The sequence below is a fragment of the Verrucomicrobiia bacterium genome (assembly GCA_026414565.1).
Taxonomy (GTDB): domain Bacteria; phylum Verrucomicrobiota; class Verrucomicrobiia; order Limisphaerales; family Fontisphaeraceae; genus Fontisphaera.
Window position 1 is genome coordinate 1 of sequence record JAOAIT010000058.1, and the last position, 20,787, is coordinate 20,787.

Here is a 20,787-nt window from a genome sequence, read left to right on the forward strand (position 1 = left end):
AGATGTGTATAAGAGACAGCCGCAGGCCCAAAAGCCGTTTCTCAGTCCCAAGCGCCACCCTCGGGCCTTGTAAACGCCACGCCTCCCCCCAACCGTCCACACCTCCCCCTTTCATATCCCCCATTGTCCATCCCATTCCCATCCTTCACCATAAGCCTTACTTTTCACATTGAAAGCGCAGCATCTCCTGGGTATTTTTCCCGTACAAATCTGACGCTGAAAGGTGCGAGATGAGTCTGGCCCCCAAATCAGCGCGCTCATTGCGCATTTCGGCCGTCTGGATGGCGAAAAGCCGGTAACAATTTTCCCTGGCGTCACTTGCAGGCCGGCCCAAAAACAAAACGCATGGCTAACGGCATCAAAACCCGCCCCGTACGGCGGATGACACAGGCGAAGCTGGACGCCTTTCTGGAAAAAGCCGCTGACATCCTGTGCGCCAACATAGATCATTCCGAATTTCGCGGCCAGCCAGAGCAGACGAAGTCCGAAGACGGGCGCAACCAGAAGACCGATGCCGAATACGTCATCCGCGAGGGCCTCGTGAAGTCCGACCTGAGCCAGACCTTTGTGCCATGGGGGGCCTTCTTCAACCTAGAGAAACGCCACCACCTCATCCCGGAGAATGAAGCTGCGCTGGTGGGGGAGTTCAAGGCCGAACGCCCGGCCGATCTCAAGGACATCCACGACGCCTACGCCCCAGTGCTTAAGTCGCGGCTTGAATTAGAGGCAGAACTTGCCCGACTGGAGGCAGCGGACTTCAACGACTGGCTCGCCGCGCCGAACCTGGAAAAAGTTTGCTTCGGGACGTTGACGCCCCTGGCGGATGAGCTTCGGAAGCTGGAAACGCACATGGAAAAAGTGTCCGGCGAGGAGAAGCGCGAGACTGGGGAGCGGCCCCAGGCAAGCAGGGCCAAATTGCAGGCTCAGACTCCAGCGCTCAAGGGAGGCGGTGTAGAACCACCCACGCCGCTGTTCAAACCCACCGCGGCAAATTCTCCCCCGGTGCTGCCATGGAATCAGTCACGGCGCCAACCGCCAGCTCAACAGTCATCGCTGGCGGCCTGCTGGCGATGCCAGTTAAAGCCGGGGCAGTGGAATCTGTTTAGCCTGGAAGTGCTCACCAGCCCGGCACAGGCAGAGGATGTGAAAATCGAGGTCAAGGTAAAGGCCAGGCACAAAGAGGCTCAGATCTTTTACCGCTTAAACACCGCCCTGAAAAAGCCGGGCATCAGCCAGATTGTCAAGTGGAAGTAGGTCGTCATTTATGGGTTACGCAAAATACAAAGAAGACATTGAGAAAATCCACTCCCAAAACATTTTTGGGACTTGGCTCGACTTCCAGGCTGACACTCCAGTTCCACACCACCGTTGCCCATTCTGTTCGTTCGAGACTACGGCCAAGGAACAGCTCGAAACCCACTTTCTCAAGGATCATCGGGATGCTGCGATCTTCCTGGAGCACGATGACCGCATCGTGCCTGATCGCGCCGTGTTCCGCGTGCGGCCAGTCCATTTGAAGGTGCGGTGCCCTGCGTTACCCAACGGCATTGAGGTTTCGGTCACATCCAAACTCCGGTCCCGCGAAGAGAATCGTTTCAAAGATGGTCAACTCCTTACCATCACGCCTGCTGACGAGGAGATCGTGTTGCTTGTCCTCGGCATCGGTGTCTTCAAGCGAGAATACGCCGTCTCTTTTAAGAGGCAGGTCTTTCAGGCCCGCCTTACCCCTTACTTGATCGAGTGCGTCAGCCGGGCCAACACCAGCATCAGCACTTGGGCGTGGCCGAACGTGGTCCGATTCGAGTTGGACGTGATGAACGAACCCGGCTTGAGCACCGATGAGGAGCGGCATCGCCTGGCGATTTATGAGTATTATCTGGGCCTATGGCTGGAGCAGAACCAAAAGTCGGAATATGCGCGGCATTTGGAGAAGTCCTTCGATGTCTTGAGGGATTTCGACGACCCGCTGGCGCTGCTTATCAGCAGCTACTTCCTGTATCGGGTCAACTCCTTCGGCAGTATTTCGCCACGCCTGCCCTTTCCGCGCCTACGCCGGGTTGCGGCATTCTTCGGAACAAATGGTAGCGACATGGACGCCTCAATGTCCGGCCATGATGCCGGTCAGGAGTTCGTGCCATGCGAGATCGCTATTACGGATGGTGATGCGTCCATTTTCGATGCCGTCTCTGCTGTGATGGAAGGGAAGCCGCAGGAGGCGCTAGGGGGGTGCGAAGAAGCAGAGCAGCGGATCACTCCCGGCGACGATCAGGCCAAATACCGCTTGTGGTTTCTGCGCTACCGGACGGCACGGGCTTTGGGCCGATCAACCGAGGCGAAGTTTTTCGCTGAACAACTCGCCCATTGCACAGTGGAGTCGTTTAGAAAAGAGGCAAACCGCTTTCTCAAAGGTTCTTGAATACTATGGACGTGACACACCAACCCACTTTCGACGCGCTGCTCCAGGCCGCGAAGTTAAAAGCGCCTGGTTCATTGAAGACGCCTGAAATCAAGCGGCTGCTGAAAGCCGCAGGCAAGCGGCCAACCAATGCCCAGGTGACCCAGATCGCGGACTTAATTGCCGGTTCACCGGGAAACCAGGCGCTGGTTTACGAGATTCTTGGCGATCTGGAAACAGCAGCCAAACCCCATCCCAAGTTGGTCTTGCTTAAACCGGCCTTATGGCGGATCACTTGTTCGTGGTTTAGCAGACCGCCCCCTGAGGCTCACGAATCGGAGCCGATGCTCGCATGGCTGCGGTCGCAGTGTGCACGCTCTCCTGACGGAGAGCCAATTACCGTTGATCGGCTCCGAGGGGTGTCTTTGGTGTTGATCGCGCGGTTTCGCAACCCAGAGACATTTCTTAAATGCCTGCGGGAGGTCGGGCTGTTGGTGCGCGAAGCACTGAGCCCGGAGGATAAAAAAAGGGCCACTGGACGCAGCCCTCGCAATGGTTTTGTTATGAGCAACCTCGCCAGGGCACTGTTCACGGCACTGAAAGGCGAGCACCCCAGGTTTTCCAAAGTTGTTGAAATCTCCTCAACCGTAGAGACAGTGCTCACGCACTTGCAAGAAAGGGAATCAACCGCCAATGCGGCTATCATGAGGTTGGAGCAAGTTGAGGGGGCACTCACTGAACAAAGACGGACTATCGGCGAGCAAGCTGAAACCATCCGCAAGTTGGAAAGCGAAATAGCGCGGATGCAGACTCAGGTTACCAACCTGACCGCTGAGGTCTCCCGATGGAAGCATTTGCATGAGCAAGCCATCAACCACGCGAACTCGATGGTCGCCGAGGGCAAGAAAATGCTGCTGGCTGACCTCCAATCCAAAATCCTTCCCAAAATTGGTGATGCGCGACTTTACGCGAACCGACCCGTTCCCGCCGTGGATCAGATTGTACGCCTGCTCGGCGAGATGGAACAAGTCTTGCAAGCAAAGGAGGGATGACCATGAAAGGTTTCGGCATCGATTTCGGCACAACCAATTCCTTGATCGCTTATTATAATACTGAAATCGCGGAGATGCCGGGCGCTTTCATGGACGCCGGGCGTCCGCATCCGTCGTTGGTATGGTATAGGCCGGACTCGAGCCAGCCAGTGGTTGGCTGGGAGGCCCGCAGGCAGATGAACCAGGTGGAGAACACGATGGGGCATTGCTTTGTCCATTCGGTCAAACGGTTGATGGCCGAGGAGCGCGAGGTTCCAATTATCGGCACGACGCGCAAGCCCGCCAGGGAAGTTGGCGCTGATATTCTGTCCCATCTGTTGAACCACGCACGAAAAACGCTGCCAGTCGCCGCTGAAGGCCTTCATTCCTGTGTAGCGACCGTGCCGGTGAACTCCAGTGGGCGTTACCGCAGAGAGCTGCGGCGTGCGATTGAGTTGGCTGGGCTGCAAGTCGAGAGTTTCACCCATGAGCCTTTTGCTGCGGTGTTTGGGTGGTTTTTCGCTCAAAAGACCGATCTCCATCATCTCCGGCCGATGAAGGTTTTGGTGTTCGACTGGGGCGGCGGCACGCTCGACATCACTCTGGTTCAGGTTCAAGACGGTCGCATATTCGAGTTGGGCAACTCGAATCTAGAGCACTGCGCTGGCAACGAGTTCACCGATAAACTGATCGGCCTCGTCAGGGACAGGTTCGTGAAGCGGACGGGATTAAGGGTGGACAAGCTCATTTTGGACGCTGAAGCCAAGGATCGTGTATGGGTCAACGTCGAGGACGCGAAGATCAAGCTGAGCGCAGATGCCGACGCGCAGGTGAACGTCCCCAACTATACTTTCCAAGAGGGTAATATCTATGATCTTTCGGAGACCGTGGCTCGTCCGGAATACGAAGAGCTTATCAAGTCCGATGTCGATGCGGCCAAGGCCAAGGTTTACGAATGCTTGCACCGCGCGGGCGTGGAAGCCGGCTCAGTGGACTTGGTGCTGCTGATAGGCGGTACATCACGCACGCCGCTCGTTCACCAAATGATGCGCGAAATCTTCGTGACCAAGGTCGTGCCAGTCAAAGACGCAGACTCGATTATCGCCAAGGGTGCTGCAGTGATTGCGGCTCACAAATGGAAGCCGTATCTGGTGAAGCCCGTGACCGTCAAGCTGGCTGACAAGAGCTTCCTGCCGTTATTCAAGCATGGGCAGACCTTGGCGGCACCACTGGCGTCAAAGTCATTCACGTTCTACTGCGTGGATGGTCGTAACGGCAGTGCCCATCTACTATTTTACGAGCAGCAGCGCCCTAACGACGCCGCGATCCAGAAATCTCTGAATTGTAATCTGTTGGTGCCAACTGCCAGGACTGTCCTAGCAGTTTCGGATTTGGATCGGATTATGGTGAATTGCTACGTGACGGAGGACTTGACCATAAAGGTTGAGGCCATGAGCAGCTCGCAGGGGAAAAGGGAGGCTGTGGAAATCCAGGACATCTGTTATGGACTCGAAATCGCCTAAGGACGCATCGGATTCAAATATCTACCTCGCGTCAAACGTATGGACGCGGCCCGATGGAGAGGAACCGACCCCTTGGGAGGCTGCCGAATACGTGCCGGGTGATCTGCGGGTTCAGTTCCTTGGGGCTTCCCTTGATAGGCGCATCATTAAGCAGATTCTCAACGAAAGGCAGCAGGAGGAGTTGAACGCATATCTTTTCTGGCTACCCCACGGAGCCGAGGTCAAGCTAACAACGATTCATACCTCGTAAATCGGCGAGCAGTGTTCAGGGGGACGCTAATTTATAAATTTGAGAGTAGAGGAAAGGTTGAGTGGCAGGTAGAGTCGCCGATTTCGCTTCGTTGGAGTTACCGGTCAAGCAGGCATGATGGCTCCAAAAAGGCTGTCTCCTCATACGAGGGTTTATTACATCAAAACTCTTGTGCGGGGCAAACATTCAATCCTTTACCCCCGCCCTCCTAGCCCCCACCACTTTCCATGCCCTCCGCCGGGCTTCAGAAAACCTGCCCTACCGCCGCGGCGGGCTTAACGCCGCCACACACGCCAGCACCGCCCCCAACATCACCGCCGCCAGGCAGAGCGTCATCTCCCACGGCTTCAACGGCGCCGGACTCTTGAACACCAGCAACATCGCCAGCGCAATCAGCAACACATCCGCCGCCAGCAACACCCACCGCGGCGCCTGCACTGGCGCCTCCTCCGGCATCTCCGGCCTCGGCCCGCCCGCCCCCTCCCCAACCGCAGCCTTCGGCCCGGGCGCCTCCGGGCGGTACACAGACTTTGGCCGATATTCCTGCCCCGCCGCAGTGGTACTTGATGGAAGCTCCGCGGCGGCAGTGGCCCCCTCTTTTTCTCCGCCCCCATTACGGCCCGCCTTCAACAAATTACCCAACCCCGGACTCACCTCCGCCACAGCGGGGTCCGGAGTCGCACCGACTGGCTCGGGTTTGTCCGCAATCTGGGTATCCCCCAGCAGGTTGCCCAGCCCTCGTCCCAATGCAGGTTTGCCCATGCGCCCCCAGTTTGCCGCCAAATCCCCCCTTGAACAATGCCCACTTATCCCACGTTATTCACAACTTGTTCACGCCCCACCCCTCCTTCCCCCGCCTCTCCATTGCCCCTCAACCCAGCCGCTGCCCCGCCTTCACCGGATGCCCCGCCAAAAACGCCGCCACCTCCATCCGCCGCGAGTTCTCCGGCTGCAATTCAAGAATGCGCAACGCCCCCTGGCCGCACGCCACCACCAACCCTCCCTTCCCCGCCCCCACAACCTGCCCCGGCGCCCCATCCCCTCCCGCCTCCGGCATCGCCTCCCAGATTCTCAACCGCGGCCCCCCCTCGCCCCAATACGCATACGCCCCCGGCCACGGATTCAGCGCCCGCACCTTCAGCCACAATTCACGCGCACTCTGCCGCCAATCCAGCCGCCCGTCCTCCTTCGTCAGCTTGCGCGCGTAAGTTACCCCCTCCGCCGGCTGTGGACGCGGCCGAATCTGCCCCGCCAGATACCCCGGAATCGTCTGCACCAACAACTCCGCCCCCAGCGCGGCCAGACGATCATGCAGCGTCTGTGCATTATCCGTCTCGTAAATCGGAGTCCTCACCGTGGCCAGCATGTCCCCCGTATCCAGCCCCGCATCAATCTTCATGATCGTCACCCCCGTCTCCTCATCCCCCGCCATGATCGCCCACTGAATCGGCGCCGCCCCCCGCCACCGCGGCAGCAAAGAAGCATGCACATTCAGACAACCGTGCGGGGGAATATCCAGCAACGCCTGCGGCAAGATCTGCCCATACGCCGCCACCACCACCAAATCCGGCTGCATCCCCCTTAACTGCTCCAAAAAACCCGGCTCCCGCGCCTTTTCCGGTTGCATTACCGCCAGCCCCGCCGCCACCGCCACCTCCTTCACCGCGCTGGGCTGCAGCTTCAACTCGCGCCCCTTCGGCCGGTCCGGCTGCGTCACCACCGCCACCAAATCACCGCACCCCGACGCCAGCAGCGCGCGCAGACTCACCGCCGCCAGCGGCGCGGTCCCCATGAAAATGAGGCGGGGCTTGGCCATGCCACATCACGGCATCGGCGCATCCTTGTGCTTGATGATGACCTCGTTGATCTCCACATACGGCAACATGACCTCCTCCGAGGCGTTGCCCTTGAAGATCATGAGAAATACACTGTTCGGCTCCGCCTTGCTGAACTTATGCCCCACATACTCCCCCCGCGCCGAACGAATGATGATCACCATGTCCTTCTCCGCCTCCCCCAGCGCCGGACGGAAGAAAGGCGCAAACTTCGTCTCAAAAAACCGCCGGTTGAAAATAAACTGCCCCCGCTTGAACACCTGCGGCGGCGGATACTGCGGCTCCGCCGGCGCCACCTGCTCCTGCGCCCCCGCGCCCTCCTCCGCCACCACCTCCGCCCCTTCCACCGCCACCTCCCCCTCCTGGGCCCCGGCTGCCGCTGCAGCCTCCGCCTCCAGCTCCTCCGCCGACTTCACCGGCGCCGGCGGCAGACAGAAAAACACCATCGGCCCCACCACCGGAAACACCGCCGCTATCGGCATCACCAGCGCCAGCGGCCGGTTCTTGAAAATCGCGATCTCATAACTGGCGTACACACTCCCCGCCCAAATCAACAACACCAGCACCAGCGTCACCGGCGACGCAAACAACGCCCCCACCTTCGACGGCGCCGCCGGCCGCTCCGGCCGGTTCGGCACCGGATTGATCTTGATCGTCCGCGCCACCTCCCGCGCCTTCTCCTCCGCCTCAAACCGCAGCTCCTCCGGCGGCTCCAGCAGCGCCTCAATAAACGGCAGCGCCTCCTTCACCTCCGCCAACTGCTGCAACGACTCCTTGCTGATGTTCGTCCACCGCACCCGCGGCGAATATTTCCCATTCGGCAGCCGCACCATCAACCCGTCCCGCGTGAAGGAAAACTTCCCTATCTCCCCCTCCAGCGTCGTGCCGTCCGTCAGCTTGAACCGCATCAGCTCCGCGGCCGCCACCGGCGCGGCGGCCACCAGCAACATCACCAGCCATGTCCAAATCCGGCGCATGACCCCATCTTGAAACACCCCCGCCTTTTCTGCAAAACATTTTCTCACCCCCAACCGGCCCCAGACTGGACACCCGCGCCCGTTTTTGAAACACTCCCGCCCCGTGAAACAGGCCATCGTCACCCTGGACATGGAAGGGGTCCTCACCCCCGAAATCTGGATTGCCGTCGCCGAAAAAACCGGCATCCCGGAGCTTCGCCGCACCACCCGCGACGAACCCGATTACGACAAACTCATGCGCGGACGCCTCGCCCTCCTCGACCGCCACGGCCTCAAACTCTCCGACATCCAGGCCGTCATCGGCACCCTCGCCCCCCTGCCCGGCGCCCGCGAATTCCTCGACGAACTCCGCTCCTTCACCCAGGTCCTCATCCTCTCCGACACCTTCGAGCAGTTCGCCACCCCCCTCCTCAAACAACTCGGCTGGCCCACCCTCCTCTGCCATCGCCTCGTGGTCCACCACGACCGCATCGTGGATTACCGCCTCCGCATCAACGACCAAAAACAAAAAACCGTCGCCGCCCTCAAAATCCTCAACTACTTCGTCATCTCCGGCGGCGACTCCTACAACGACACCGCCATGCTCAAAGAGGCCGACGTCGGCCTCCTCTTCCGCGCCCCGGAAAACGTCCGCCGCGACTTCCCCCAATTCCCCGCCGTCGAAACCTACCCCGACCTCCTCCGCCTCATCCGCCAATCCCTGCCCGCCTGACCCCATCCCCAAAAACCGCGCTTGTCTTTTCCCGCCCAAAAGATTACGCTTGCTATATGAACCGCACGCACAACAAACGGCCAGATGTTTGGGGGCTGGCCGTGGGGATCGTCTTGTCCCTGAATCTTGCCGTGTCGGGACAGGAATCCCTGGCCGAGCTGACCGCCGCCGCCAAAAAGAATAACGTCGAAGCCCAATTCAAACTGGGCCGCGCCTACGAGCTGGGCCTCGGCACCCCCGCCAGCTTCAAGGACGCCATCGAATGGTACCGCCGCGCCGCCCGCGCCAATCACGCCCCCGCCCAGCTCGCCCTCGGCAGCATCTACGCCGCCGGCGCCGGCGTCAAACAGGACTGGCGCGAAGCCGCCCGCAACTTCCAGGCCGCCGCCGAAGCCGGCCTCCCCGAAGCCCAATGCCGCCTGGCCTTCTGCCTGGCCCGCGGCCTGGGCCTCAAAGCCAACCCCGCCGAGGCCGCCCGTTATTACGAAAAAGCCGCCGAACAAGGCGTCCTCGAAGCCCAAATGCAGCTCGGCGAAATGTACTACAACGGCGAAGGCGTCGAAAAAGACTACCGCCTCGCCTTCAAATGGCTCCTCCGCGCCGCCGAACGCGGCCTCCCCGAAGCCCAATACCGCGTCGGCGGCTTCTACCTCCTCGGCCAGGGCGACGTCAAACGCGACCTCGTCGAGGCCCACAAATGGTTCATCCTCGCCCTCCCCCTCGGCCGGGATGACCCCCACAAATTGCCCGAAAAAATGGCCACCCTTTACCGCATGACCCCGGAGCAAATCCAGGAAAGCTTTAAGCGGGCCAAAGAATTCAAGCCCGCCGCCTAGCCCCAAGCCGCAGCCGGCGCTTGCCTTGGCCTCCGGGCTGTTTTATAAGGGCTGCCAGGCATGTGGCCGGGGTTGATTGAAGTATGCCGGAGAATCCAAAAATTTTGTTGCTGGATGACGAGCTCGACGCGCTGGAGCTTTACGAGCAGTATTTGCGCTCCCTCCCCAGTCAGCCCATCGTCAAAACCTGCGACTCCGGCACCAAGGCCCTCGCCCTCCTCGAATCGGAAAGTTTCAATCTCATGATCTCCGATTTGAACATGCCCCGCATGGATGGCCTCCAGGTCCTCTCCATCGTCCGCCGCAAATACCCCGACATGAAAATCATGGTCATGACCGCCGTGGTGGACGACCAGTTCCGCGCCCGCGCCTATTCCCTCGGCGTGGACCTCTTCTGGCAGAAGCCCAGCAGCGAGCAGGAAATCCAGCTCTTCCTCGAAGGCGTTGAATCCGTCCTCAGTCGCAACGAGCAGGGCGGCTTCCGCGGCGTCCAGAGCAAAAGCCTCGTGGACATCGTCCAGCTCGAATGTCTCTCCCACAGCAGCACCGTCCTCAAAATCAGCAACGGCAAGCTCGTCGGCAAAATCTGGATCAACAACGGCGAACTCGTGGACGCCGAACTCGGCGATGCCACCGGCGAAGACGCCTTCAAAAAAATCATGACCTGGCGCTCCGGCAGCTTCGAAAACCTCCCCGCCGAACCCGAGCGCGAACGCCGCATCTTCAACACCGTGGACGGCCTCCTGCTGGACGTCGTCCAGATTCTCGACGAAAACCAGGCCCGCGAAGCCGGCGGTGACGACGCCGTCAAAGACCTCCACGAAGAGGCCCTCACCCGCGAAACGCCCCTCCAGCAAAGCGCCAAAGTCAAGGGCGTGGACAGCCTCCTCGCCGTCGCCCCCGACGGCTCCGGCGGCGAAAGCTTCAGCGTCGAAAATCCCAAGGCCGTCGAACAATGGGTGGTCGAAACCTGGCGCGACTTCCAGAAACTCGGCGAATCCTTCGTCGCCGGCACCCTCAAGGAAATCCAGGGCAACAGCCTCCGCCGCAACGTCAGCGTCGTCGAAGCCGGCAAAAAACTCCTTTACCTCAGCTATCAACGCGGCCTCTCCACCGCCGAGTGCCGCGAAACCTTGAACGCCGTGCTCTCCAAATGGGTATCCTAGACATCTTTGGCAAAAGCAAGGGGGAGGCCAAACCGCTCGAAATCCCGGCGGGCACCTTCACCGTGGACAAGGACGGCCACGTCCTCAGCTCCACCCTCCCCACCAGTTTCCCCGAAGAATACATCGCCCAAATCAGCCAGCCCGTCCTCGCCGCCTTTGCCCGCGCCCGCGCCTCCCAACAGCCCCTCACCGAGCTCGTCATCCATTACAGTGCCTTGCGCATCACCGCCAAGGAAATGCGCGGCGGCGCCATGGTCTTCCTCGCCCCGCACGGCCCCGAACGTCAGGATTAAGGCTGCTCAAACCCCATCCCTTTTATGCGGAACAAGAAACTCGACGCCATGATCAGCCAGATGGAGGCCTATCTGGAGTGCTGGAAACAATTCAGCAACTTCATCAATCTGGCCCGCGCCAAACGCTTCAGCCCCGAAGACGAAGCCCAGTTCCTCGAGGTCAAAAGCGTCATGACCCAGCAGTTGGAAATGATCCTCGCCGCCTTTGAAACCCCGCCTGTCAATCGCGAAGACATCCACGCCCTCATCGGCAACGCCAGCTCCATCCGCGCCCTCAGCGAGTTGAACGAAAACGCCCTCCGCGGCCTCGAAAACCAGTGGCATAAAATCTTCATCTCCCTCCAGGCCGTCCTCGGCCAGCTCAAAGTCCAGCAAAAACAACTCGAAGGCCAGTCCATGTGGAGCGGCCTCTTCGGCAAAAAGTAATAACCCGCCCCCGCCACCCGGTGTCCTCTCCAAGTCCAACCGTGGGCCTTTTTCCCCATGCCTGACTGGCTCGCCGTCATCATCCTGGGCGTCATCGAGGGCATCACCGAATTCCTGCCCATTTCCTCCACCGGCCATCTCCTCCTGGTGGAACAATTCCTCCCCCGCCAGTCCGACCTCTTCAACGTCGTCATCCAGGCCGGCGCCGTCCTCGCCGTCATCCCCCTTTTCCCCGAGCGCATCGCCCAGATCGCCCGCCCCCAGCAATGGCGCAATCCCGCCACCCGCGATTACCTCCTCAAACTCGCCCTCGCCTTCCTCCTCACCTGCCTCGGCGGATTCCTTTGGGACAAACTCGGCCACAAACTGCCCGAAAAACCCGCCCCCGTCGCCCTGGCCTTGTTCATCGGCGGCGTGGGCTTTGTCGCCGTCGAGCACTGGCTCAAAAAACGCCACACCACCCCTCACGTCACCTGGTCCATCGCCGTCGCTGTCGGCCTCGGCCAGCTCCTCGCCGCCATCTTCCCCGGCCTCTCCCGCTCCGGCGCCACCATCCTCCTCGCCCTCACTCTGGGCATGTCACGCCCCGCCGCCACCGAGTTTTCCTTTCTGGTGGGCATCCCCACCATGCTCGCCGCCAGCAGCCTCAAAATCTTCAAAGCCCTCCACCATCCCCCCCCCGGCCTTCCCCCGGAAAACTGGGGGCTCGTCCTGCTCGGCACCGTCATTTCTGCCGCCGTCTCTTTCGTGGTGGTCAAATGGCTGCTCCGTTTTGTCCAAAACCACACTTTTACTTGGTTCGGATGGTACCGCATCGCCCTCGGCGGGCTGGTGCTGGCGTTGGGATGATGAACCTGCCCACCCCACGCCCTAACCAGGCAGGGCTGCCGGCTGCATGACTTGGTTCTATAGCCAGGGAGGTCAGCAACTCGGTCCGGTGACCGAGGAGGAATTCCAACGCCTTCGCCTCGACGGCACCATCGGCCCCCAAACCCTGGTTTGGCGGGAAGGCCTGCCGGAATGGGTGGAATACCGCACATTGGCGCCTCCACCGCCCCCCACCGCCACCTCCCCGCCGCCCCTCATTACTCCGCCATCGCCGGTAACCCAGCCCATCCCCGACCATTACTGCTCCTGCTCGCTCTGCGCCCGCTTCTTTCCCCCCGACCAGGTGCTCCCTCTGGCCGACCGCCACATTTGCGCCGCCTGCAAACCCGCCTACCGCCAGATGGTCATCGAAGGGTTGCCCCTGCCTCCGCCGCCGGGCGCTCTCCTCTTTGCGCCCCTGGGCCGCCGCGCCGCCGCTTTCATCCTCGACGGCATGATCGTGTATATCCTCCAACTGATGCTGTTAATGCCCGCCTCCATGATGCTCGGCTTCCTGGTCAACCGTTTCGGCCCCAACAATTTCGGCCTCTTCTTGGGCTTCCAGTTGTTCATCAACTTGATGAGCATTACCCTCCAAATGTCCTATAACGTCTTTTTCTGGCGCCGTTTTGCCGCCACCCCCGGCAAAATGGCTCTTGGCCTCAAGGTCGTCCGCGGCGATGGTTCACGCCTCAGCCTCGGCCGCTGCTTCGGCCGCCACTTTGCCACCTGGGTCTCCGGCCTCACCTGTTGCATCGGTTACCTCACCCCTTGGTTTGACGAAGAACGCCGCGCCTTGCATGATTTTATCGCTGACACCCGCGTCATCTGGGTCCCCAAAAAATAACGCCCACAGCCCATGGCCTCCCCAATCTCCAAACTCCCTCTTCGCCATGCTTGAGACCCTCTCATGTCCCGCCTGCCAAGGCCGTCTGACCCGCGCCGCCCTCACCCCGGGCACCCCCCAACCTTGCCCCCTCTGCCGCGCCGTCATCTACGCCGTACTCTTTCCCGCCGCGGACCTCCCCGCGCCCCCGCTCCAAACCGGTGAACCCCTCACTTCCGCCGAGGATGCCGCCTGTTTCCACCACGCCGACCGCAAAGCCGCCGCCGTCTGTGCCGAATGTGGCCGCTTCCTCTGCCGCTTATGCGACCTGGACCTCCCCGAGGGCCATTTCTGCGCCACCTGCCTCGAGCGCATACGCAAGGCGGGCACCGAACCATGCTTCGTCACTTCCCGGCTGATCTATAAGGAACTATCCCTGACTCTGGCCCTGCTGGCCTGGCTGGGCCTGTTCTTCCTTGCTCCCCTGGCCTGGGTCCTGGCCTGGCGGCATCGCCATGACCCCGGCAGCCTGGTCCATCCACGCCCCTGGCTCGTTCCCGCCGCCCTCACCCTTTCCACCCTCCACATGCTTGGCCTGATCACCTTGCTCATCTTTCTGGCCGTCCGCTGACCCTTTTAATCATGTCCGCCCAGCTCTCATATCAATCGTTTGGCTCCACCGGCGTCGGCAAAGGTAGCCTGCAAATGATTTCCCCCGCGCGCGTGCGCCTCTACTTCGGCCCCGACCACCTCTTGCAAGTCGAAAAATTACTGATCCATGAACATTACCACCGCCTCTATTTCCGCGACCTCCAAGCCCTGCTCTGGGTAAAAACCAAAACCTGGTTGTGGCATACCCTCCTCCTGGCAATCCCCTGCCTCCTGCTCGCCGCCGGCACCATCCTGGCCCTCGGTTCAGGGGCGGAAATTGTCCTCGGCCTCCTCGCCGGTGCCCTTTTCCTCTTCCTCCTGGACAACCTACGCCGCGGCCCCACCTGCCGCGTCTTTTTGAAAACTCCCCTGCAGTACGTTGAACTGCCCTCCGTCAAACGCGTCAAGGAAGCCCAACGTCTGCTCCAGCTCCTGCGGCCTTGGATCACCCAATACCAGTCCCCGCACGCAACACCGCCTCCGCCCGCTCCCGCCGAGACCCCACCTGCTCCCGCTCCTTGAGGTATGCCCGGCCCCACCCCCATCCATCTTCAACGCTGTTTCCATCACGCCCTCCGTGAAGCCGTGGCCCGCTGCCCCTCCTGCGGCAGGTTTTATTGCCGCGAATGTGTCATCGAACACCAGGGCCGCCTGCTCTGCGCCTCCTGTCTGCGCCGCCTTGCCCAACCCCCCAAAACCAAACGACCCTGGCCCGCCCTCGGCGCCCGCCTCGCCGCCGCCCTCACCGGCCTGGCGGTGACCTGGCTCTTTTTCTACGCCCTGGGTGCGCTCCTGATTTCCATCCCCTCGGACACCCACGAAATGCAAAAATCCATTTTCGAGGTCCTGGAGGAATAGTATGGCGGGCCGCGTAAAAAATATTGAAGACGTGGGCGTTTGGCAGCTCCTCGAGCAGGCCCTCCACCTCCTGCGGCTTCTGCCCCCCTCGGCCTGGGCCGCCTACGCCGCCGGCGCCATCCCCTTTGCTCTCGGGCTGCTCTTCTTCTGGGGCGAGATGAGCCAGAGTGCCCTGGCCGAACGCCATCTTCGCTCCGCCGCCCTTGGCATGGCCCTCCTCTTTCTCTGGCTCAAAGCCTGGCAATCCGTTTTCTGCGAACGGCTCCTCGCCCTCCAGGGGGGACTGGCTCCGGAAAAATATTCCCTCCGCCGCCTCGCCCGCATGACCACCCTCCAGGCCGCCGTCCAACCCTGGGCCTTCCTCGTCCTGCCGGTGGCCCTGGCTGCCGCCCTGCCTTTCGCCTGGGCTTGGGCCTTCTTTCAAAATTTCACGGTCCTGGCCCGTGGTCAGGAACCTTCCCTGCGCGCAAACCTGGACCACGCCTGGCAGTGCGCCCGCTGGGCGCCACGCCAAAACCATTACCTCTTATCTCTCCTCTCCCTTGCCGCCCTGCTGGTGTTTCTTAACTGGATTAGCGCCTTCGCCCTCATCCCCTTCCTCCTCAAAGCCTGGCTGGGCATCGATTCCTGGTTCACCCGCTCCCCAGAGGCCTATCAAAATCTCACCTTCTTTGCCATCATGGGCGTCCTGACCTGGTTGACCCTCGACCCCCTCATGAAAGCCGCCTACGCCCTCCGCTGCTTCTACGCCCAAGCCCGCTCCTCCGGGGAGGACCTGAAAGCCGAATTGCGCCGCCTCCGCCGCCTGGCCCTGCCCCTCTTCCTCCTCGGCCTCTCTCTGCTGTCACTCCCCGCCCACGCCTCGCCCTCCCCCCCGCCGCCGCCCCCCGCCCTCCCGGCGACGCAGTTGGACCAGGCCCTCGACCGCACCCTCCAACAACGCGAATTCGTCTGGCGCCTGCCTCGTGAGCAGATGCCCAAGACGGCCACCCAGAATTCCGGCCTCTTATCTGCCTTCTTTGACGAAATCGCCGACTCCATCCGCTCCTGGTGGGAAGGAGTCTCCATCACCCTCGATAAACTGGACCGCTGGCTCGACCAACTCCTGGGCCGCCGCCGCCTCCCCACCTTTTCCCCCACCCCTGACGGAACGCAAACGGACTGGGCCTCTCCCCTCCGGCTGATCCTGGCCCTCCTGCTCGCGGCCATGCTGGTGATTCTCATCCGATGGCTCTGGCGCCGCCACCGCCAACGCGCCGCCGCCCTCCCCACCACCTCCGCCGCCTCCGCCGCCCCCTCCCCTCCCCCCGACCTCCGCAAAGAGGAAGTCAGCCCCGCCCTCCTCCCCGAAGAAGAATGGCTCGCCCTGGCCCGCGACCTCACCGCCCGCGGCGAATGGCGCCTGGCCCTGCGCGCCCTCTATCTCTCCGCCCTCGCCGGCCTCGCCCGCCGGGAGCTTCTCGCCCTCGCTCGCGGCAAGAGCAACCGCGAATACGCCCGCGAACTGGCCCGCCGCGCCCATCAATACCCCGCGCTGCCGCCTCTCTTCCACGAACTCATGCTCGATTTTGAGCGGGTCTGGTACGGATGCCATCCCGCCACGCCCGACTTGTACCACGCCTGCGAGGATAAGCTCGCCCGCCTCCAAAACACATGAAACGCACCGCTCTGGCATGGGCCATTTTGGGGTTGTTGCTGGCCGCCCTCGGCTTCGGCCTCGTGCGCCTCTTCTACCTCCGCCAGGCTGGCGGTGACCTCTATCCCCCCTACAGCTCCCTCCGCCCCGACCCCATGGGCATCAAGGCCCTCTACCTCGCCCTCGAGGACTTGAATCTGCCCGTGCGCCGCAATTTCCGCCCCTGGCGCTGGCTCACCCCCGAACCGCAAACCACCTGGCTCTTCGCCGGCGTCAATCGCCTCCAGTTTGAACAGGACTGGCCCCAGGACCACCCATCCCTCGAAGCCCTCGCCCGCCACGGCGGACGCCTCATCATCGCCTTCCAGGGGGAACTCAGCCCCCCCACCTTTCTCATGCCCCGCCTCCGGCGCAATCTCACCCAGCGCCAACCCTTGTTCGCCGATGACCACCGCCCTCTCGAAGACCTGTGGCAATTCAACTTCTCCCACCAACCCCTCCCCCAGCAGGACGGCTCCACCTACCAGCCGGCCTCCGCTCACCGCGTGGACGCCCCATCAGATTGGCCCGCCACGCTCGCCTGGCGCAGCGCCCTCTGCTTCACCAACGTCGGCCCCGCCTGGCGCGTCCTTTATGCCGTCGGCTCCCAGCCCGTCCTCATGGAACGCAAACTCGGCGCCGGCACCATCGTGCTCATGTCGGACAGCTTCCACCTGAGCAACGAAGCCCTCCGCTTCCATCGCGCCTCCCCTTTGCTCTCCTGGCTCGTAGGCCAGCCGGCCGCCGTCATCTTCGACGAAGCCCACCTCGGCGTCGTGGAAGCCCCTACCATGGGCAGCCTCCTCCGCCAATACCGCCTCCAGGGCTTCGCCGCCGTCGCGCTCTTGCTGGCCTTGCTTTACCTCTGGCAAAACAGCTTCCCCCTCGCCCCCCTCCCTGCCACCTCCGCCCGGGCCGGCACCCCCCATGTCCTCGGCCGCGACACCACCCTGGGACTGATCAACCTTTTGCGCCGCGGCCTCCCCCCTCGCCGCCTCCTCCGCGTCTGCCTCGAACATTGGAAGGATAGCGCCGGACGCCGCGCCGCCCCTGCGATCACTCAGGCCATGGAACAACGCGTGGCCGAATTCGAACAAACCCCCGCCCGCCTGGCCCAGCCACTGCAAGTTTATCTGGAATTGTCCCGGCTGGCCGAAGCCCAACGCCGACGCCGCCCCACTCACCCCCAAACCTGAAACCCTACTCTTTTATGATGGAACATCCCTTCGCCTGGCAGGAACTCCTGGCGCGCGCCCGCGCCGAAATCCAAAAAGTCATCATCGGTCAGGACCAGGTCATTGACCACGCCCTGATCGCCATCCTCACCGGCCAACACGCCCTCGTCGAGGGCGTCCCCGGCGTCGCCAAAACCCTCCTCGTCCGCACCCTCGCCGCCGTCCTCCATTGCCAGTTCGCCCGCATCCAGTTCACCCCGGACTTGATGCCCTCCGACATCACCGGCACCAACGTCTTCAACCTCCAGCGCAACGAGTTCACCCTCATCAAAGGCCCCGTCTTCACCGATTTCCTGCTCGCCGACGAAATCAACCGCGCCCCCGCCAAAACCCAGGCCGCCCTCCTCCAGGCCATGCAGGAACGGGCCGTCACCATCGACCGCGAAACCCACCCCCTCTCCCCGGATTTCACCGTCTTCGCCACCCAAAACCCCATCGAGTACGAGGGCACCTACCCGCTCCCCGAAGCCCAAAAGGACCGCTTCATGCTCAAAATCATCATGCCCTGCCCCGGCCGCGACGAGGAATTAACCCTCGCCCGCCGCATGTTGCAAAACGATGCCCCGGAAAGCGTCCTCGCCCGCGGTGCCGTCCAGCCCGTCATCGGCCCCCATGACCTGCAAAAGCTCCGCGCCGTCCTCGCCACCATCACCCTCCGCGACGAACTGGTTTCCTACCTGTTGGATTTAGTCCGGGCCACCCGCGACCACGAAGCCCTCCTCGCCGGCGCCGGCCCCCGCGCCACCCAAAGCCTCCTCCTCGCCAGCCGCGCCGCCGCCGCCCTGGCCGGACGCGACTTCGTCACCCCGGACGACATCAAAGCCCTCGCCATCCCCATCCTCGAACACCGCCTCGTCCTCCGCCCCGAGTTTGAAATTGAAGGGCTCTCCGTCCGCGAAGTCATCGAACGCATCCTCCAGGAAACCCCCGTCCCCCGATGATCGTCCCCGCCCCGCGCCTGTTAAAAACCGTCGCCCTGGCCGGCCTGCCCTTGAGCCTCCTGGCCGCCGCCGCCCCCCATTGGACCGGCCTCTGCCTCCTGGCCGGCCTGCTCCTCGCCGTCATCTTCCTCCTCGACGCCTGGCGCGCCCCCCGTGCCGCGCACCACCTCGAAATCCTCGCCCCTCCCCTCCTCCGTCTCGCCAAAGACCGCCCCAGCCCCCTGCAAATCCGCCTGCGCCACGCCGCCCCGCTGCCCCAACGCGTCCGCCTGGCCCTCCCCTGGCCGCCAGAAATCCTCGCCTCTCCTGATGAGTTTTCCCTCCTCCTGCCCCCCGGCGCCGCCTGGTCCCTCGCCCGCGGCACCCTCCGCTCCCCACGCCGCGGACGTTACACCCTCGACTGGGCCGGCCTCGAAACCGATTCCCCCTGGGGCTTCTGGTGGGTCCGCCGCAAACAACCCCTCCGCCTCGAAATCCGCGTTTACCCCAGCCTCGACCGCGAACGCTCCGCCCTCTCCTCCCTCTTCCTCCGCCGCGGCATTAGCGGCGTCCATGCCGTCCGCCAGGTCGGCAAGGGACGCGAATTCGAGCTCCTGCGCGAATACCTCCCCGGCGACAGTTATGAGGACATCCACTGGAAAGCCACCGCCCGCCGCGCCCGCCCCATCACCAAGGTGTACCAAATCGAAAAAACTCAGGAAATCTACGTGCTCCTCGATGCCTCTCGCCTCAGCGGCCGCCCCGCCGCTCGCTCCCTCACCACCCCTGCCGATTCCCCGGACCCCGCCTCCCTCGAAACCGCCTTCGAGCGCTACGTCACCGCCGCCCTCGTCCTCGGCCTCGCCGCCGAGCAGCAAGGCGATCATTTCGGATTCCTCTCCTTCAGCGATAAAATTGAACGCTTCGTGCGCGCCCGCAGCGGACGCCATCATTACCAAACCTGCCGCGATGCCCTCTACACCCTCATGCCCCAGGAAGTTGCCCCAGATTTTGATGAAGTCGCCACCTTCCTCCGCCTCCGCCTCCGCCGCCGCGCCCTCTTAATCTTCCTGACCAGCTTGGAAGACCCCCTCCTGGCCGAGAGTTTCAGCCGCCATCTCGACATGCTCTGCCGCCAGCACCTCCTCCTCGTGGCCATGCTCCAGCCACCCCTCGCCCGCCCCCTCTTCAGCTCGCCCCACGTCAACCACCTGGACGACCTCTACCTCCATCTGGCCGGTCATCTGCAATGGTGGAAGCTGCAGGAATTGGAACGCTCCCTCGCCCGCCGCGGCGTCCGCCTCGTCATGCTGCCTCACGAGGAATTGAGCGCCGGCCTGGTCTCCCAGTACCTCGCCATCAAACGCCGCCAGTTGCTCTAATCGCCCCCGCCGGTCTCTCCCCCTCTCGCGTTATTTGGCCCCCTGATCTATCCACGCACGAATCAAACCCACCTGCTCCTTCGTCAGCGGCTCGCCCTTGCCCTCCGGCGGCATGTGGTGATCCGGATCCTCCGATACCCGCGCCACCGCCATCACCAGCGCGCTCTCCGCGCTCTTGCCCGGCACCACCGCCTTCCCCTTCCCGCTCTTCAGCGTGGCCTCCAAACTGTCCAGCCGCACCCGCCCCTTTTGCTTCTCCGGACCATGACACTCAATGCACGATTTCTCAAATATCGGCTTGATGTCCTTCTCGTACGTCAGCCCTTTCTTCTCCGACGGCGGCGGCAGTTTGTCCGCCACCTCCGCCGCCATCATGGCCAGCGCCCCGGCCAGTGCCACGCCGCCCGTGACCCAGATCAAACGATGCTTTTTCATGCGCTGCAATATATAGCACCACCCCCGCCAACTGCCACTAATTCTAATCATCTGGATGCTCCCATCTTATGCCAATTTTTTCCGCGGCTGGCCAAATCCAGCTCTCCCACTCCACCTCGCGCCTCCTCCACCTCGCGCCTTCCGGCCTTGCCCATTCTCTTTTCTGCGCTCCCAGAGCACTTCCGCTCCCGACCTCCTCCCTATGCTCTCCCACGTATGGCCCACACCGGCCAGCCACCTACCACCGCTCCAGCCCCGGCGGCAGAACCCCTCGCCGCCCTCGCCACCCTTGCCACCACCGCCGCCCAGCTCGCCCAACACCTCCTCACCGACCCCAACCTCGACCCCCACACCCTCGCCGCCGCCATCGAGCGCCTCACCCTCGCCCAATCCCTCCACACCCTCGCCAACCCCCAAGCCTCACCCCACGACCGCGCCACCGCCCTCGACGCCTTCCCCCAATACCGCCAGGCCGACCTCGCCCGCCAACGCCT

The 20,787-nt window shown here is 62.6% G+C and carries 23 protein-coding genes; 19 read left to right on the forward strand and 4 right to left on the reverse strand.

Annotated elements, in window-relative coordinates:
• Positions 1–345: 345 nt before the first annotated feature.
• From N3J91_13920 to N3J91_13935, 4 genes are read left to right on the forward strand one after another with little or no spacing between them, the layout of a single operon-like run.
• Positions 346–1,254, forward strand: coding sequence for a hypothetical protein (locus N3J91_13920; protein MCX8157519.1), 909 nt, complete (start codon positions 346–348; stop codon positions 1,252–1,254).
• A 10-nt stretch (positions 1,255–1,264) separates the two neighbouring features.
• The gene (locus tag N3J91_13925) at positions 1,265–2,416 is read left to right on the forward strand and encodes a hypothetical protein (GenBank protein ID MCX8157520.1); all 1,152 of its coding nucleotides are present in this window, start codon (positions 1,265–1,267) and stop codon (positions 2,414–2,416) included.
• 5 nt (positions 2,417–2,421) lie between these two features.
• Positions 2,422–3,447, forward strand: coding sequence for a hypothetical protein (locus N3J91_13930; protein MCX8157521.1), 1,026 nt, complete (start codon positions 2,422–2,424; stop codon positions 3,445–3,447).
• The gene (locus N3J91_13935) at positions 3,444–4,949 is read left to right on the forward strand and encodes an Hsp70 family protein (GenBank protein MCX8157522.1); all 1,506 of its coding nucleotides are present in this window, start codon (positions 3,444–3,446) and stop codon (positions 4,947–4,949) included. The genes N3J91_13930 and N3J91_13935 overlap by 4 nt, the downstream gene beginning before the upstream one ends.
• A gap of 508 nt (positions 4,950–5,457) precedes the next feature.
• Here the strand turns inward: N3J91_13935 and N3J91_13940 are convergent.
• From N3J91_13940 to N3J91_13950, 3 genes are all read right to left on the reverse strand, one after another.
• Entirely contained in the window at positions 5,458–5,961 is a 504-nt protein-coding gene (locus tag N3J91_13940) for a hypothetical protein (GenBank protein MCX8157523.1), read from the reverse strand.
• Between the two features lie 109 nt (positions 5,962–6,070).
• Positions 6,071–7,015 (reverse strand): methionyl-tRNA formyltransferase, encoded by a 945-nt coding sequence (gene fmt / locus N3J91_13945; protein MCX8157524.1) that lies wholly within the window; start codon positions 7,013–7,015, stop codon positions 6,071–6,073.
• Positions 7,016–7,021: 6 nt separating this feature from the next.
• Positions 7,022–8,011: a hypothetical protein gene (locus N3J91_13950; GenBank protein MCX8157525.1), complete on the reverse strand. Its 990-nt coding sequence runs from the start codon at positions 8,009–8,011 to the stop codon at positions 7,022–7,024.
• Between the two features lie 130 nt (positions 8,012–8,141).
• Here N3J91_13950 and thrH point away from each other — a divergent pair, with 130 nt between their 5' ends.
• The 14 genes from thrH to N3J91_14020 all read left to right on the forward strand — a co-directional run bounded on the left by thrH (position 8,142) and on the right by N3J91_14020 (position 19,858).
• Entirely contained in the window at positions 8,142–8,723 is a 582-nt protein-coding gene (gene thrH, locus N3J91_13955) for a bifunctional phosphoserine phosphatase/homoserine phosphotransferase ThrH (GenBank protein MCX8157526.1), read from the forward strand.
• 56 nt (positions 8,724–8,779) lie between these two features.
• The gene (locus tag N3J91_13960; GenBank protein ID MCX8157527.1) at positions 8,780–9,559 is read left to right on the forward strand and encodes a sel1 repeat family protein; all 780 of its coding nucleotides are present in this window, start codon (positions 8,780–8,782) and stop codon (positions 9,557–9,559) included.
• A gap of 83 nt (positions 9,560–9,642) precedes the next feature.
• Positions 9,643–10,725: a response regulator gene (locus N3J91_13965; GenBank protein ID MCX8157528.1), complete on the forward strand. Its 1,083-nt coding sequence runs from the start codon at positions 9,643–9,645 to the stop codon at positions 10,723–10,725.
• The gene (locus tag N3J91_13970) at positions 10,713–11,018 is read left to right on the forward strand and encodes a hypothetical protein (protein ID MCX8157529.1); all 306 of its coding nucleotides are present in this window, start codon (positions 10,713–10,715) and stop codon (positions 11,016–11,018) included. The genes N3J91_13965 and N3J91_13970 overlap by 13 nt, the downstream gene beginning before the upstream one ends.
• A gap of 24 nt (positions 11,019–11,042) precedes the next feature.
• Entirely contained in the window at positions 11,043–11,444 is a 402-nt protein-coding gene (locus N3J91_13975; GenBank protein MCX8157530.1) for a hypothetical protein, read from the forward strand.
• Positions 11,445–11,501: 57 nt separating this feature from the next.
• Positions 11,502–12,293: an undecaprenyl-diphosphate phosphatase gene (locus tag N3J91_13980; protein ID MCX8157531.1), complete on the forward strand. Its 792-nt coding sequence runs from the start codon at positions 11,502–11,504 to the stop codon at positions 12,291–12,293.
• A gap of 46 nt (positions 12,294–12,339) precedes the next feature.
• Positions 12,340–13,158: an RDD family protein gene (locus tag N3J91_13985; GenBank protein ID MCX8157532.1), complete on the forward strand. Its 819-nt coding sequence runs from the start codon at positions 12,340–12,342 to the stop codon at positions 13,156–13,158.
• A 46-nt stretch (positions 13,159–13,204) separates the two neighbouring features.
• Positions 13,205–13,768, forward strand: a complete 564-nt coding sequence (locus N3J91_13990; protein MCX8157533.1) for a hypothetical protein — start codon at positions 13,205–13,207, stop codon at positions 13,766–13,768.
• Positions 13,769–13,779: 11 nt separating this feature from the next.
• Entirely contained in the window at positions 13,780–14,310 is a 531-nt protein-coding gene (locus tag N3J91_13995; protein MCX8157534.1) for a hypothetical protein, read from the forward strand.
• Positions 14,311–14,313: 3 nt separating this feature from the next.
• A complete protein-coding gene (locus N3J91_14000) occupies positions 14,314–14,646 on the forward strand; it encodes a rhomboid family protein (GenBank protein MCX8157535.1) in 333 nt (110 codons plus the stop codon).
• Position 14,647: 1 nt separating this feature from the next.
• A complete protein-coding gene (locus N3J91_14005; protein MCX8157536.1) occupies positions 14,648–16,303 on the forward strand; it encodes a DUF4129 domain-containing protein in 1,656 nt (551 codons plus the stop codon).
• Positions 16,300–17,517 (forward strand): DUF4350 domain-containing protein, encoded by a 1,218-nt coding sequence (locus N3J91_14010; GenBank protein MCX8157537.1) that lies wholly within the window; start codon positions 16,300–16,302, stop codon positions 17,515–17,517. The genes N3J91_14005 and N3J91_14010 overlap by 4 nt, the downstream gene beginning before the upstream one ends.
• A 14-nt stretch (positions 17,518–17,531) precedes the next feature.
• Positions 17,532–18,497: a MoxR family ATPase gene (locus N3J91_14015; GenBank protein MCX8157538.1), complete on the forward strand. Its 966-nt coding sequence runs from the start codon at positions 17,532–17,534 to the stop codon at positions 18,495–18,497.
• Positions 18,494–19,858: a DUF58 domain-containing protein gene (locus tag N3J91_14020; GenBank protein MCX8157539.1), complete on the forward strand. Its 1,365-nt coding sequence runs from the start codon at positions 18,494–18,496 to the stop codon at positions 19,856–19,858. The genes N3J91_14015 and N3J91_14020 overlap by 4 nt, the downstream gene beginning before the upstream one ends.
• Before the next feature lie 30 nt (positions 19,859–19,888).
• On the opposite strand, the gene N3J91_14025 is transcribed toward N3J91_14020, so the two are convergent.
• The gene (locus tag N3J91_14025; GenBank protein MCX8157540.1) at positions 19,889–20,293 is read right to left on the reverse strand and encodes a hypothetical protein; all 405 of its coding nucleotides are present in this window, start codon (positions 20,291–20,293) and stop codon (positions 19,889–19,891) included.
• A 216-nt stretch (positions 20,294–20,509) separates the two neighbouring features.
• On the opposite strand from N3J91_14025, the gene N3J91_14030 reads away from it, so the two are divergent.
• A partial coding sequence (locus tag N3J91_14030; GenBank protein MCX8157541.1) for a hypothetical protein occupies positions 20,510–20,787 on the forward strand: 278 nt, incomplete at its 3' end.